Source organism: Pseudophaeobacter sp. (genome assembly GCF_048267565.1).
In the GTDB taxonomy this organism is placed as follows: domain Bacteria; phylum Pseudomonadota; class Alphaproteobacteria; order Rhodobacterales; family Rhodobacteraceae; genus Pseudophaeobacter; species Pseudophaeobacter profundi.
Window position 1 is genome coordinate 285,485 of sequence record NZ_JBLWXG010000003.1, and the last position, 13,949, is coordinate 299,433.

At 59.1% G+C, this 13,949-nt stretch carries 11 protein-coding genes; 8 read left to right on the plus strand and 3 right to left on the minus strand.

Annotated features, from left to right (window positions below; genetic code table 11):
- The first annotated feature begins 22 nt into the window (after positions 1-22).
- The 4 genes from ACN0VH_RS09955 (at position 23) to cls (ending at position 3,710) form a co-directional block, all read left to right on the plus strand.
- Positions 23-934: a LysR family transcriptional regulator gene (locus ACN0VH_RS09955; protein ID WP_278922840.1), complete on the plus strand. Its 912-nt coding sequence runs from the start codon at positions 23-25 to the stop codon at positions 932-934.
- Between the two features lie 77 nt (positions 935-1,011).
- On the plus strand, positions 1,012-1,455 hold the full coding sequence (locus tag ACN0VH_RS09960) for a BLUF domain-containing protein (RefSeq protein ID WP_417700525.1): 444 nt from the start codon (positions 1,012-1,014) through the stop codon (positions 1,453-1,455).
- Between the two features lie 141 nt (positions 1,456-1,596).
- Positions 1,597-2,283, plus strand: a complete 687-nt coding sequence (locus ACN0VH_RS09965; RefSeq protein ID WP_417700526.1) for an endonuclease/exonuclease/phosphatase family protein — start codon at positions 1,597-1,599, stop codon at positions 2,281-2,283.
- Positions 2,277-3,710: a cardiolipin synthase gene (cls, locus tag ACN0VH_RS09970; protein ID WP_278922837.1), complete on the plus strand. Its 1,434-nt coding sequence runs from the start codon at positions 2,277-2,279 to the stop codon at positions 3,708-3,710. The genes ACN0VH_RS09965 and cls overlap by 7 nt, the downstream gene beginning before the upstream one ends.
- Positions 3,711-3,761: 51 nt before the next feature.
- On the opposite strand, the gene ACN0VH_RS09975 is transcribed toward cls, so the two are convergent.
- A complete protein-coding gene (locus tag ACN0VH_RS09975; RefSeq protein WP_417700527.1) occupies positions 3,762-4,481 on the minus strand; it encodes a ZIP family metal transporter in 720 nt (239 codons plus the stop codon).
- Positions 4,482-4,797: 316 nt separating this feature from the next.
- On the opposite strand from ACN0VH_RS09975, the gene ACN0VH_RS09980 reads away from it, so the two are divergent.
- The 3 genes from ACN0VH_RS09980 to katG all read left to right on the plus strand — a co-directional run bounded on the left by ACN0VH_RS09980 (position 4,798) and on the right by katG (position 9,976).
- A complete protein-coding gene (locus tag ACN0VH_RS09980; RefSeq protein ID WP_417700528.1) occupies positions 4,798-5,796 on the plus strand; it encodes a helix-turn-helix domain-containing protein in 999 nt (332 codons plus the stop codon).
- Between the two features lie 128 nt (positions 5,797-5,924).
- Entirely contained in the window at positions 5,925-7,448 is a 1,524-nt protein-coding gene (gene exaC / locus ACN0VH_RS09985) for an acetaldehyde dehydrogenase ExaC (protein WP_417700529.1), read from the plus strand.
- Between the two features lie 311 nt (positions 7,449-7,759).
- A complete protein-coding gene (gene katG / locus ACN0VH_RS09990; protein ID WP_417700530.1) occupies positions 7,760-9,976 on the plus strand; it encodes a catalase/peroxidase HPI in 2,217 nt (738 codons plus the stop codon).
- Positions 9,977-10,007: 31 nt separating this feature from the next.
- Here the strand turns inward: katG and ACN0VH_RS09995 are convergent, their stop codons facing one another.
- Both ACN0VH_RS09995 and ACN0VH_RS10000 read right to left on the minus strand, forming a co-directional pair.
- Positions 10,008-11,336 carry an aspartate aminotransferase family protein gene (locus tag ACN0VH_RS09995; RefSeq protein ID WP_417700531.1) on the minus strand — a complete coding sequence of 443 codons (1,329 nt, stop codon included), beginning with the start codon at positions 11,334-11,336 and terminating at the stop codon, positions 10,008-10,010.
- Entirely contained in the window at positions 11,333-12,115 is a 783-nt protein-coding gene (locus ACN0VH_RS10000; RefSeq protein WP_417700532.1) for a beta-keto acid cleavage family enzyme, read from the minus strand. Before ACN0VH_RS10000 ends, ACN0VH_RS09995 begins: the two co-directional genes overlap by 4 nt.
- 411 nt (positions 12,116-12,526) lie before the next feature.
- Between ACN0VH_RS10000 and ACN0VH_RS10005 the strand changes: the two genes are divergently transcribed.
- A complete protein-coding gene (locus ACN0VH_RS10005) occupies positions 12,527-13,924 on the plus strand; it encodes an aminotransferase family protein (RefSeq protein ID WP_278922830.1) in 1,398 nt (465 codons plus the stop codon).
- Positions 13,925-13,949 lie beyond the last annotated feature (25 nt).

Below are 13,949 nucleotides of genomic sequence, written 5' to 3' on the forward strand. Positions count from 1 at the left end.
AAATGCATACTGAGAGGCGATCATGTACAAACTCAAAGAACTGGAGGCCTTCGACGCCTACATGCGGCTGGGCGGCGGCAAGCTCGCGGCCGAGTATTTGGAGACCAGCCAGCCGATGATCAGTCGGCTTTTATCCGGGCTTGAGGACAAAGTCGGATTTACGCTTTTCTTGCGTAAACGCAATCGCTTGGCCCCCACGCCAGAGGCCTTTCGATTTCACCAGACAGTGGTGCGTCACCTCGCCGGGCTGCATGATCTAGAGCAAGAGGCCGTGGCCATAGCCAATGGCCAAGTCGGCCACCTCGTGATTGCCGCGCAGCCGGTGTTCTGCGACACATTTCTGCTCGATGCGCTGCAAAGATTTCGTGAAACCCACCCGCAGGCGACGGTGCAGATCGTTGATGTCGGCATGGCCGAGCTGCTGCGGATGATCTCTGAACAGCGCTGCGACCTTGCTTTTGGCATCACCCTCAACGCCGAGGCCTTTGGCGGTGATGCCAAGCCACTGGGCCATTGTGCCGCGCGCTGCATCATGCCTCGGGGACACCCGCTTGGCACGGTCGAGGAAATCCCCCTGCCCAGACTACGCAAGGAATGGTTTATCGACCTCTCTCCGGACAGCCCGCTGCGCCAGCGCGTTGACAATATGATGGACACGATTGACGTGCGGCGCACCATCGCCGCCGAACTGCGCACCCTGCAGGGGGTTGTGCGGCTGGTCGAGCGCGGCGTTGGCCTGGCCATCGTCGACCCGGTGGCGCTACGTCTGATCGACACCAACAAGGTCACAGCGCATCAGCTGATCCCTGAAATCACCTGGGACATTGCCCAATTCGTACCGCGCGGCCGCCCGCTCAGCCCAGTGGGGCAGGCCTTTGCAACGGCCATCGCCGACGAGATCGAGAACCTCAAGCGCGAGGGGCTGGTGGTATGACCCCCTGCGTCAACCAAATTTATAGCCTGATCGGCGCGCCTGGGGTAGAGTCGCCTTAAAACGATCAGGGGCCGATCATGTACAGGACAGTCTATATTAGTGCCGCGATGAACCTGTTTTCAGACGCGCAGCTTGAGGCCCTGCTGGCCGTGGCCCGCCGAAATAACCAACGCGATCATATCAGTGGCTTATTAATGTACCATGACGGGTCATTCTTGCAGGTGCTGGAGGGAGAGCGTGAAGCGGTCGAGGCCTGTGTCACCCGTATCGCCGCAAACCCCAACCACAAACAATTTCTACGGCTGGTTCAAGGCGAGGTATCCGACCGCCTGTTTCCCGCCTGGTCGATGGGTTTCGCACGCCCCGAGGATCTGGGCGACCAGGACAAAAATGCGCTGACCGGGCTGGATCAGGTGCTGGAAGAATTGCCTCGGCTACGCAGCCTGGATCACCGGGTTGCAACCCTTATCCGCTCTTTCTTTGCTACCCATTCAGACTACTTGGCGCGCCTGACCGACTGAACGCAGCTGCAACGCATCCGCGATAGATGAATGAAGCGCCTTCCATGCAGCATCGCTGTGGTCTTCAGGTTCCCGCTTTCATGTCTCTGAACCTCCTGCCAGTATGCAACCTATATGATGACTTGAGGCAGCAGGTAGCCAATGAGACTGGCAAGCTACAATATCCGCAAGGCCTTTGGGCTTGACTGGCGGCGAGATCCGCACCGGATTGTGGATGTTATCGGCGAACTTGATGCAGATATCGTGGTGCTGCAAGAGGCAGACAAACGCCTTGGCCAGCGCCCCGGCGTTCTGCCGCTTGACCGCCTGCAAAAAGAGCATGGCCTTGTTCTGGCGCGGCATTCGTTAAACAGTCAGAGCCACGGCTGGCACGGGAATGCTATTTTGTATCGGGTCGGGCATTTCCCGACTCCGGGCACCGAACGTATCGCCCTGCCTGCGCGTGAACCGCGCGGCGCGATTGCCGCGTATTTCAAGATGACGGGATTCGCCGTTGTCGGCGCGCATCTCGCCCTCACCAGCGGCATAAGAAAGCAGCAGTTCAAGGCGCTCTGTGCCCATGTCGGCAATTCCGGCATTCCCACGATTATCGCCGGCGACTTTAACCACTGGGGCCGAAAGCTGCCAGTGCATGGGCATGAGGTGATCACCCCCGGCTTCAGCTTTCACGCCAGCCGCAGGGTTGCTGCATTGGACAGGTTTATCCTATGCGGAGATATATCCGCGATTGCATCCAGCGTTCACACATCACTGAAAGCGCGCCGCGCATCGGACCATCTACCGGTGTTGCTCGACTTTGAAATCTCAAGGGGGCACCCGACGTGCTGATCGTCCTGACCACCGGCCACGCACTTCTGGTCCTGGCATTTACCATCCGGATCCTGCTGCGAGATGACCTGTCGCCGCCTGCACGGCTTGCCTGGTTTATCGTGATCAATGTCATCCCCTACTTTGGTAGCTCTGCATATTTTCTCTTTGGGGAAGTCGATATTGGCCATCGCGCCAGTAAAAAACGCCGTGAGATACGCGCAGAACTCGACGCACTGACCAGCGCGGTGGCCGGGGATCCGGAGACCGGCACCAACCTGATTGACCCGGCCTATATTCCGGCCTTTCAATATGCCGCCTCGATAAACGGTCTTTACCCCCTGCCAAACAATCAGGCGGAACTGCTGGAGACGCCCGAAGAAACGATCAACCGGATGGTGCAGGACATCGACGGCGCAACCGATCATGTTCATGTGCTCTACTACATCTGGCTGGGTGACCGGACCGGAACCCGCCTTGCCGAAGCGCTGATGCGCGCCAGCGCCCGTGGCGTGACCTGCCGTGCCATGGCCGACGGGCTTGGCTCACGCAGGCTCATCGCATCGCAGTTGTGGCAACGAATGGAGAAGGCCGGCGTGCGGCTTGCCGTGTCGCTCTCGCTTGGCAATCCGGTTCGTACGGTACTGACCAGCCGCATCGACATGCGCAACCACCGGAAGATTACCGTGATTGATGGCAGCATAACCTATTGCGGCAGCCGCAATTCAGCCGACCCGGAATTTCTGGTAAAGCCGAAGTATGCGCCCTGGGTTGATATCATGCTGCGGTTCAAAGGGCCCGTTGTTGCCCAGAACCAATTGTTGTTTATAAGCGACTGGACGGCAGCAACAGGTGAGAAATTCGACAAGATCCCATCCGGTGAAACCGCCCAGTCAGACGGGTTCCCCGCTCTGGTTGTCGGCGACGGCCCGACAGTGCGCCGCAGCGCGACGCCGCAGCTCTTTTCCAGCCTGATCGCCTGTGCTCGCAGCGAGATTACAATTTCAACGCCCTACTTTGTGCCGGATGCGACATTGCTGGAATCGCTTTGCGCGGCGGCATACCGCGGCATTCGCGTGACCCTGATATTCCCGGCGCGGAACGACAGCTGGATTGTAGCAGCCGCAAGCCGCAGCTTTTACCGCCGATTGCTGGAAGCAGGCTGCATCATTCACGAATTTCAGGGCGGATTGCTGCACGCCAAGACCTTCACAATGGATGGGAAGGTCTCTGTTATTGGGTCAACAAATCTAGATCTGCGCAGTTTCGACCTGAACTACGAAAACAATATCCTGTTTCAGGATCAAGCCATGACAGACCGTATTCACGCAAGACAACAATCCTATATCGCCAAATCGCAATCGGTTGGTCTCGCCGATGTATTGGCCTGGTCACCACAGCATCGAATCTGGAACAATGTTATCGCAACCGTGGGTCCGATTTTGTGATCTGCACGGCTGCGCCTGCCCCCTCCGGTCCTGAGGTACGCCGCCGCCCATTCACGAAATGACGATAGAGCCAACCAAGCCGAGCAGAAAACCGGCAACCGCGCCCAGCGGAGGCGCCCAATGGGCTTGCAGGACGGCCTGCGGTGCAATGTCTTCAAAGGTCAGATAGATGATGCCACTTGCGGCGAACAGCATCACCCCACCAATAAGGGCGGGACTGTCGGCAAGAAATTGATGGCCCAGAAACGCGGCAGCAGGCCCGAACAACGCCAGGGCAAAGAAACACGCCAAAAGCGCCTTTGGCTTATGATTACTACCGGCGCTAATCTCCCGGTAGGCGTTAAACCCTTCGGGGAAATTCTGCATGGCAATCAGCAAGGCCAATAAAAACCCGACTGGTTTTCCGGTCGCAAGCGCCGCGCCCAACGCTATGGCTTCGGGGATGAAGTCAAGCAACATTGCCATGACCTGCCCGCCTGCACCGCCGCGTCTTGCAATCAACCGATCGATAAGAAAGAAGACAACGCCACCGGCGGAAAAGCAGGTAACAATCCAGAACAGCGACAGCTCTGCGACCCCTTCCGGCACCAGCACCAGCGACACAGCCGCCAGCAACGCACCGCCGCCAAAGGCGATCACCCCGTGGCGAAATTCGCTTTCCAACCAGAGCGGTCGGATATGCTCAATGCTTGCGACATAGGCTCCGAGGGGAATTGTTGCGCCGGCCAGCAGCGACAGCAAAAGTGAGAGCAACAGGCTATCCATATTCATGCCACTGTTCCAGCCTCATGTTGTGCTGTGCCTCCTGTGCACGGTGCCACCGCCCTGCCCTGCCCGCAACAACATGAGCGCCAAAGCAATAGGTTTCAAGCAGCCGCCGACGGCCCAAGCCTAACGGTTAACATGGCTGCCACCCTGCAGCACAACACCTGTGGTTGCAAAGAAAATATCCCCCAAAGCAAAGCGACCCCTAGCCCTATCCTGTCATGAAGTCCGGCTAGTACCTTGGCTGGGCTGTGACCAGACCATCAAACATCGCAAACTGAATATTGCGCCTCAGCCAGACAAACTTCCAATTGAGTCGGATATGGTAGAGTATGGCGAACAAATCCAAGCCGGGGCGCTGATGTCACCCAAAACCTCACATGCCGAAAAGGTGCTCGAAGCGGCCAGTTCCGCTTCTGCGGCGGCGCGTTCGCAAGTGGCGGCAAGCTGGCATCGTTCTGCCCTGAAACATGGGTTGAATCCCGATAACACAAGCGCGCCGGAATTGATCGAACACTCGGCGCTGCGTGATCGGCTGAACATCCATGAGCAATTCATGATGGTCGCCGCCCCCCGGCTGGACGCGCTCTATTCTCTGGTTGGCCAGTCCGGGTGTGCCGTTTTACTGACGGATGCAGAGGGGGTCATCCTGGATCAACGGGTATCGGATGCGGATAAGCCAACCTTCGAAGGCTGGGGCCTGCGTGCCGGTGCGGATTGGAGCGAAGAACGCGAAGGAACCAACGGGATTGGCACCTGCCTGACAGAGCGCCGGAATGTCATCATTCACCAAGATGAACATTTTCACGCGCGCAACACCGGGATGAGCTGCATCGACGCGCCAATCTTTGGTGTTGACGGCCAGATCGTCGCCGCCCTTGATGTGTCATCTGCGCGGGCCGATCAGACCGAAGCCTTCAACAGGCTGATCGCAGCACAGGTGGCGCACACGGCGCGGGCGATCGAAGAAGCCAACTTTCGGGCGGCCTTTGCAACCTCGCGGATCATCGTCGCAGACTGTGATGATGGAGAATCGGCAACCCTTTTGGCTGTTGATGGCAATGATCTGGTCGTGGGGGCCACACGCGAAGCCCGCCGCGCGTTTGGCCTGGCAGGGACCGGGCCGCTCAGTGCCCGTCCGGCATCGGATCTTCTGGGGCGCGAGGACGGTCCTACGGGATTCGAACGGGCCGAACGGGCCGCTGTCATCAGGGCCCTTGCGCGGGCGGATGGCAATGTCTCGCAGGCTGCGCGGCAGCTTGGAGTGGCGCGTGCGACGCTCTATCGGCGCATGAAGCGGCTCGGGTTGAACGAAACCTGATCCAACCTGTCTCAGGGCTGAGACACTTTTCCTGAACAATCTGATCCACGCTGATGACGGCTGTGTCTTGCTGCGGCAGTCATGGTGTCAGCCCGGGTGGAGGACTTGGGCATATAGGAGGAGATACCATGAAAGATCTAGCACACACCGCACCCGGCACCTATACGTCGCCCTTCAAAACCCGGTATGACAACTTTATCGGCGGCCAGTTTGTTCCCCCGGTGAACGGTCGGTATTTTGAAAATGTGACACCAATCACCAATGAGAAAATAAACGATATCGCCCGTTCGGATGCGGCTGATGTCGAATTGGCGCTGGACGCGGCGCATGGGGCCAAGGCCGCATGGGGCAGCACCTCTGCCACGGATCGCGCAAACCTGTTGTTGAAAATTGCCGATCTGATTGACGACAACCTGGAGCTTCTGGCGCAGGCAGAAACCTGGGACAACGGCAAACCGATCCGCGAAACCATGGCGGCGGATATCCCGCTTGCCGCCGATCATTTCCGCTATTTCTCTAGTGTCTTGCGCGGCCAGGAAGGCTCGATGAGCGAGCTCGACGCGGATACGGTTGCCTACCACTACCACGAGCCGCTGGGCGTTGTCGGCCAAATCATCCCGTGGAATTTCTCTATCCTGATGGCTGCATGGAAATTGGCCCCCGCCCTGGCTGCAGGCAATTGCATCGTCCTGAAACCCGCCGAGCAGACCCCGGCCGCGATTATGGTCTTTGCCGAGATCATCAATGAGCTGCTGCCAGCCGGGGTGCTGAACATCGTCAACGGCTTTGGCGCCGAAGTCGGAGCCGCGCTGGCCACATCAAAACGCATCGCCAAGATCGCCTTTACCGGTTCCACGGAAACCGGCCGCACCATCATGAAGGCGGCGACGGAAAACCTGATCCCGGTAACCCTGGAACTGGGCGGCAAAAGCCCGAATGTCTTTTTCTCGGACATCATGCGCGAAGATGACGCCTTCTTTGACAAGGCTATCGAAGGCTTTGTCCTGTTTGCCTTCAATCAGGGTGAGGTCTGCACATGCCCTTCGCGTGCGCTGGTGCAGGAAGACATCTATGAGGCCTTCATGGAACGGGTGATCGAACGGGTGAAAGCCATCAAACACGGCGACCCGCGTGACCCGGAAACCATGGTCGGCGCACAGGCCAGCAAGGCACAGCAGGAAAAAATCCTGTCCTATTTCACCATTGGGGCGGAAGAAGGGGCCGAGGTTCTGATCGGCGGCGATGCGGCGAATTTCAGCGGTGAGCTGGCAGGCGGCAACTACATCCAGCCCACCATCCTCAAGGGTCACAACAAGATGCGCGTGTTCCAAGAGGAAATCTTTGGCCCGGTTGTCTCTGTCACGACCTTCAAGGACGAAGCCGAGGCTTTGGCGATTGCCAATGACACGATGTATGGGCTTGGTGCCGGCGTCTGGTCACGGGATATGAACACCTGCTACCGCATGGGCCGCGCGATCGAAGCCGGCCGGGTCTGGATCAACAACTATCACGCCTACCCTGCCCACGCAGCCTTTGGCGGCTATAAGCAATCCGGCATCGGGCGTGAAAACCACAAAATGATGTTGGATCACTACCAACAGACCAAGAACCTGCTGGTCAGCTACAATCCCAACAAGCTGGGTTTCTTCTAAGATACATATGCTGGCCCTCGCACAGGATTGCGAGGGCCAGTCCAATTCGGGCTATCCAGGCTGGCCTGCCAGTACCGGCAGACGCAACTGTCGATAGGGCGATGCGCGCCTTGGGCCAACTGCCGCGCCATCAGATCCGCGCCCAACCCATAATCTTTCCCTATCAAATATATACAAAAGTACGATTTCATTTTATCAGTTACCCCTGCTACCCTCTGGGCATCTCAGCACGTGTAGTGGTGTATTTGTTGCTGACCCCGCGCCGGGCCGGTGAAAACACACCAGCAAAACAACCAGATAGGAGAGCACAGATGGACGGAAACGACACCCCAGAGACAGGCGGTTGCCCGGTGATGCACGGTGGCGCACAAAATGCCACCCATGCTGCGCGTTCCAACAAGGACTGGTGGCCCAATCAGCTCAACCTGAAGCTACTGCATCAGAATTCTGAAAAGTCGAATCCGATGGCAGCAGATTTCGACTATGCCGAAGCCTTTAAGTCACTGGATTATAAGGCGCTGAAACAGGACTTGTTTGCCCTGATGACCGACAGCCAGGACTGGTGGCCTGCGGATTATGGCCACTATGGTGGGCTGTTCATCCGCATGGCCTGGCACAGCGCCGGCACCTATCGGACCTCGGATGGCCGGGGCGGCGGCAGCACCGGGCAACAGCGCTTTGCACCGCTGAACAGCTGGCCCGACAATGGCAACCTCGACAAGGCCCGTCGCCTGCTGTGGCCGATCAAACAGAAATACGGCAACAAGATTTCCTGGGCGGATCTGATGATCCTGGCCGGCAACTGCGCCATCGAGAGCATGGGCGGGCGCACCTTTGGCTTTGCTGGCGGACGCGCCGATGTCTGGGAACCGGAAGAGGATGTCTACTGGGGACGCGAAGACGAATGGCTGGCCGACAGCAGCGCGCCAAACAGCCGCTACTCTGGCGAGCGCGATCTGGAAAACCCGCTGGCTGCGGTACAGATGGGCCTGATCTATGTGAACCCCGAAGGCCCGGACGGCCAGCCAGATGCCCTGGCATCCGGCCGCGACATCCGCGAAACCTTTGCCCGCATGGCGATGAACGACGAAGAAACCGTGGCCCTGGTGGCCGGCGGTCATACCTTTGGCAAGGCGCATGGCGCCGGTGACCCCGCAATGGTTGGCCCAGAGCCAGAGGCCGCCCCGATCGAGGAAATGGGTTTAGGCTGGATCAACGCCTATGGCAGCGGCAAAGGCGGTGATACCACCACCAGCGGCATTGAAGGTGCCTGGACCGCCAATCCCACCCAATGGGACAATGGCTATTTTGACCTGCTGTTCGGCTATGACTGGAACCTGACAAAATCGCCCGCTGGTGCCTGGATCTGGGAACCTGTGAATGTGCGCGACGAAGATCTCGCCCCGGCGGCGCATGATGCCAGCCAGAAGGTCAAGACCATGATGACCACCGCCGATATGGCGATGCGCATGGATCCGATCTATGGCCCGATCTCGAAACGCTTTCACGAAAACCCGGAAGAACTGGCCGAAGCCTTTGCCCGCGCCTGGTTCAAACTGACCCACCGCGACATGGGGCCGCGCTCGCTCTATCTCGGCGAAGAAGTCCCCGAGGAAGAACTGATCTGGCAAGACAATGTGCCAGCCGTCGACCACCCGCTGGTGGGCCCGGATGACATTGCCGCCCTGAAGGCGCAGATCCTTGCCTCTGAGCTGACGAGCGCCGAGCTGATCTCGACCGCCTGGGCCTCGGCCTCGACCTTCCGTGGATCGGACAAGCGCGGCGGTGCCAATGGGGCACATATCCGGCTCAGCCCGCAAAAGGACTGGCCCGTCAACCAGCCAGCGCAATTGTCAAAGGTGCTGACCGCGCTGGAAGCGATCCAGACCAGCTTCAACGCTGCCGCAGGGGATACGCGGATCTCCATGGCAGATCTGATTGTGCTGGCCGGGTCTGCCGCCGTGGAACAGGCCGCCGACAAGGCTGGTCACCCGATCGAGGTGCCCTTTGCGCCGGGTCGCACCGATGCCAGTCAGGAACAGACCGATGTAGAGAGCTTTGCCGTGCTGGAACCAGAAGCAGACGGGTTCCGCAACTATCAGAAGAAGCACTACCGGATCGCACCGGAAGAAATGCTGCTGGACAAAGCGCAGTTGCTAACCCTGACGGCACCTGAAATGACGGTGCTGATCGGTGGCCTGCGTGTGCTCGGGGCGAACCACAATGGCACAGATCTGGGGCGTTTCACCCAGACTCCGGGTGTTCTGAACGCTGATTTCTTTGTGAATCTGCTGGATATGGGGGTGAAATGGGCACCACAAGACGATGGCACCTATATCGGCAGTGATCGCGCCACTGGCACCGAAAAATGGCGCGCCACCCGCGTAGACTTGATCTTTGGCTCTAATGCCCAGCTGCGCGCCCTGGCCGAACGCTATGCTCAGCAAGATGCCAATGCAGCATTCGTACAGGACTTTGTCGCGGCTTGGGTCAAGGTAATGAATGCAGATCGCTTTGATCTGAAATAATGTATTGCCCCCGCCTGCTGGGCGGGGGCGGCTACACCGTTGCCAGGGCCTGGGTGATTGCCAGGTCAAGCTTATCCACCACCTCAGTGATCTGGGGTTGCGAAATAATGAACGGCGGTGCCAGCAGGATGTGATCGCCCTGCCGCCCGTCGCGGGTGCCAGACATCGGATAGCAGATCAGCCCACCGTCGAACGATGCGCGCTTTATCCTGGCCGCCAACCCGAGGACCGGATCAAAGGGGGACTTGGTGCCACGGTCCGCCACCAGCTCTATACCGCGAAACAAGCCCCGGCCGCGGATATCCCCGACGTGAGGGTGATCGCCAAAGCGGTCGACCAGCGCCGCTTGCAGCTGCTCTCCCATGCTGGCACAGCGGCTGACCAGATCCCGGCTTAGCATCTGTTCCACCACTGCAAGCCCCGCCGCCGTGGCAACCGGGTGGCCAATATAGGTATGTCCGTGCTGAAAAAAGCCGCTCCCTTTTGCCACAGCGTCATAGATCTGGCCACTGCACAGCATGGCACCGATGGGCTGATACCCCGCCCCCAGTCCCTTGGCGATGCAGAGAATATCCGGCGCGATGCCATCTGCATCGCAGGCAAACAGATGCCCGGTGCGCCCCATGCCGCACATGACTTCATCCAGGATCAGCAGGACACCATATTGATCGCAGATCTCGCGGATACGTTTGAAATATCCTGCTACCGGGGCCACGGCACCCGATGTGGCCCCAACCACCGGTTCAGCCATGAAGGCCATGACCGTTTCCGGGCCAAGCCGCAGGATCTCCGCCTCCAGCTCATTGGCAACCCGCTGCCCATAGTCAAAGGCGCTCTCATCCGGTTTGCGCTCGGCGTATTCATAACAAGGGGCGATATGCGAGACGCCGATCAACAGCGGGTCAAATTGCTGCCGCCGCCAGGCATTGCCACCCGCCGCCAAGGCCCCAAGGGTATTGCCGTGATAGCTCTGGCGGCGCGCAATCAGATGGCGGCGCGCAGGCTCGCCGCGTTCCAGATGATACTGCCGCGCCAGCTTGATCGCCGCCTCGGTCGCTTCAGAACCGCCCGAAACAAAATAGACCCGGTCCAGATCACCCGGTGCCTGGGAAATCAGCAAATCCGCCAGCGCCTCGGCCGGTTCCGAGGTCATGAACCCGGTATGGGCAAAGGCCAGTTTGCCGACCTGATCCTGCACCGCGCGGATCACCGCCGCATCAGAATGTCCAAGGCAGGACACCGCCGCACCGCCCGAACCATCGAAGTATCGTTTCCCATTGGCATCAATGAGATAGCATCCATCACCGGCAACGGCGGTGGGCAGGTCGGCCTTGGTATGGCGGGGAAATACATGGCTCATGCTGGGCTCCTTTGTAGGGTGTGACCGGCTGCGCTGGCAGCTTTGATCAGGGCGGCAACCGATGCCGCATTATCTGCCAGCACGCGGCCATCCGGGGTTTCAATGTTGTTTTCAAACCCAACCCGGACGTTCCCCCCGGCGGCAATTGCCGCCAGCAGACAGGCCTGCTCGGCCCGGCCAAAAGCACAGAGGCTCCAGCTCAGATTCAGCGCTGCGGCATCAACCGCCACCCCGGTCACCGCATCCGGTCGGGCCAGTACCGGCGGCACATATTGCCCAAGAACAAAGATCGCGTCCCGCATCGTCGCGGCCACCACCCCAGTGTCGTACCAAATCTTTAGCTGCGCAAGGCAGCCCGGCCCATAAAGGATATGCTGCACCTCTGTGCCAGCTTCGGCACAATGGGCATAGACCCGAGCCGCAACCTCGGGGGCCTGGGCCATTTCACGAATAGAGATCGAGGCCGCAGAGGGGCACAGCGCCTGCAGGCAGGCAAACTGGTCATCGGGGGTATAGATCCCGGCGCTTTCGGTTGTGATCTGCACCGCCATGCCGGGCGCGGTTTCGGCCACTGCTGCCAGTGCGCCCCGATAGCGACCGGCATCCAGCGAATGCCGCCCCTGGTCATCCCGCACATGCAGGTGCAACGCCGTTGCCCCGGCGGCCTGACAGCGCTGCGCAACCCGTGCCAGCTCTGCCTCTGTCAGGGGCAAAGCCGGGTGATCGTTTTTCTGACGGCGCGCCCCATTGGGGGCCACCATGACCTGATAGGGTGCCATAGCTGACCTTCTGCCTTGATGTTGTTCAGGCACAGGATGGGCCCAGCAACCATTTGATCTCAACACCTTAAAATAAGATCATTTGCTCTTTCACGATCCCTTGCGGCAAAGACCGGCCGGTCTTTGCATCTTTTATTCCACAATTGTCAGCGCCGACCACTGCGCGCTATGTGACCGTTTCAACGCGATTGGGAAAAAAGTCAATTTTACCAATCGGTTAAAAAATTACGGTATGAAAAGCAGCCACCCGCGCCCCCTAGGCACAGCCTGCAGCGCAAAACTGGACATAAAACACCCCACCACCTGGACCTAGAGTATCTGGCGATTTTGGCGTTTCGTCAAAATACAACGACTCCGGCTGACAGGCAGCTGGCAGACACCCCCACTTTTATATTTATGGAAGGACATGTCATGGACGGCACGTTCAACGAAAACGATCTCAGCCGGGTAGTTGCGGCTGACAAGGCCCATGTCTGGCACCACCTGATTCAGCATAAACCCTTTGAAGAAAACGATCCCCGCATCATCGTCGAAGGCAAAGGCATGCGCGTCTGGGACCAGAACGGCAAGGAATTCCTTGATGGGGTGTCGGGCGGCGTCTGGACTGTCAATGTCGGCTATGGCCGCGAAGACATCTGCAAGGCCGTCTACAACCAGATGATGAAGCTGTGCTATTTTGCCCAGTCTGCAGGCTCGATCCCCGGTGCCTTGTTTGCCGAAAAGCTGATCGAAAAAATGCCCGGCATGAGCCGCGTTTACTACAACAACTCCGGCTCTGAGGCGAATGAGAAAGCCTTTAAGATGGTGCGCCAGATCGCCCATAAGAAATACGGCGGCAAGAAAACCAAGATTCTGTACCGCGACCGCGATTATCACGGCTCCACCCTGGCGGCGATGTCCGCTGGCGGCCAGGATGAACGCAACGCGCAGTATGGTCCCTTTGCACCCGATTTCATCCGCGTGCCCCACTGCATGGAATACCGCAAGCACGAGCTGGGTCTGGAGCATCTGTCGGGGCGTGAGTTCGGCATTGCCGCAGCAAACGCCATCGAAGAGGTGATCCTGCGCGAAGGTCCCGAAACCGTCGGCGCGCTTTGCCTTGAACCGGTGACCGCCGGTGGCGGCGTGATTGAAGCCCCCGAAGGCTATTGGGAACGCGTGCAGGAAATCTGCACCCAATATGACATTCTGCTGCACATCGACGAAGTTGTCTGCGGCGTCGGCCGCACTGGCACCTGGTTTGGCTATCAGCACTACGGCATCAAGCCCGATTTTGTCACCATGGCAAAAGGCGTGGCCTCCGGTTACGCGGCCATTGCTGTGCTGGTCACCACCGAAGAAGTCTTTGACATGTTCAAGGATGACGCTTCGGATCCGCTGAACTATTTCCGCGACATCTCCACCTTTGGCGGCTGCACCGCCGGCCCTGCGGCGGCGCTGGAAAACATGCGCATCATCGAAGACGAAGGCCTGTTGGAAAACTGCACCGCCATGGGCGAGCGGATGATGAACAACCTGCGGGCGCTAAAGGAAAAGCACGCCGTAATTGGCGATGTCCGTGGCAAGGGCCTGTTCCTTGGCGCCGAACTGGTCACCGATCGCGAAACCAAAGAGCCGGTGGATGAAAAGCTGGCCCAGCAGGTCGTGGCCGACTGTGGGGCTCAGGGCGTACTGATTGGCGTCACCAACCGGTCGATCCCCGGCAAGAACAACACCCTCTGCTTCAGCCCGGCGCTGATCGCCACGGCAGATGACATCGACGCCATCACCAATGCGGTCGACAAGGCCCTCACCAAGGTCTTTGGCTAGGGCAGATCCCCGCAGGCCAAGCCAT

Bases quoted from the DNA above. Each gene is read 5' to 3' on its own strand.
- ACN0VH_RS10000 (WP_417700532.1), bottom strand. From the start codon at position 12,115: ATGGCACCCTATCAGGTCATGGTGGCCCCCAATGGGGCGCGCCGTCAG.
- ACN0VH_RS09955 (WP_278922840.1), top strand. From the start codon at position 23: ATGTACAAACTCAAAGAACTGGAGGCCTTCGACGCCTACATGCGGCTG.
- ACN0VH_RS09960 (WP_417700525.1), top strand. From the start codon at position 1,012: ATGTACAGGACAGTCTATATTAGTGCCGCGATGAACCTGTTTTCAGAC.
- ACN0VH_RS09995 (WP_417700531.1), bottom strand. From the start codon at position 11,336: ATGAGCCATGTATTTCCCCGCCATACCAAGGCCGACCTGCCCACCGCC.
- exaC (WP_417700529.1), top strand. From the start codon at position 5,925: ATGAAAGATCTAGCACACACCGCACCCGGCACCTATACGTCGCCCTTC.
- ACN0VH_RS09975 (WP_417700527.1), bottom strand. From the start codon at position 4,481: ATGAATATGGATAGCCTGTTGCTCTCACTTTTGCTGTCGCTGCTGGCC.
- ACN0VH_RS09965 (WP_417700526.1), top strand. From the start codon at position 1,597: ATGAGACTGGCAAGCTACAATATCCGCAAGGCCTTTGGGCTTGACTGG.
- katG (WP_417700530.1), top strand. From the start codon at position 7,760: ATGGACGGAAACGACACCCCAGAGACAGGCGGTTGCCCGGTGATGCAC.
- ACN0VH_RS10005 (WP_278922830.1), top strand. From the start codon at position 12,527: ATGGACGGCACGTTCAACGAAAACGATCTCAGCCGGGTAGTTGCGGCT.
- ACN0VH_RS09980 (WP_417700528.1), top strand. From the start codon at position 4,798: ATGGTAGAGTATGGCGAACAAATCCAAGCCGGGGCGCTGATGTCACCC.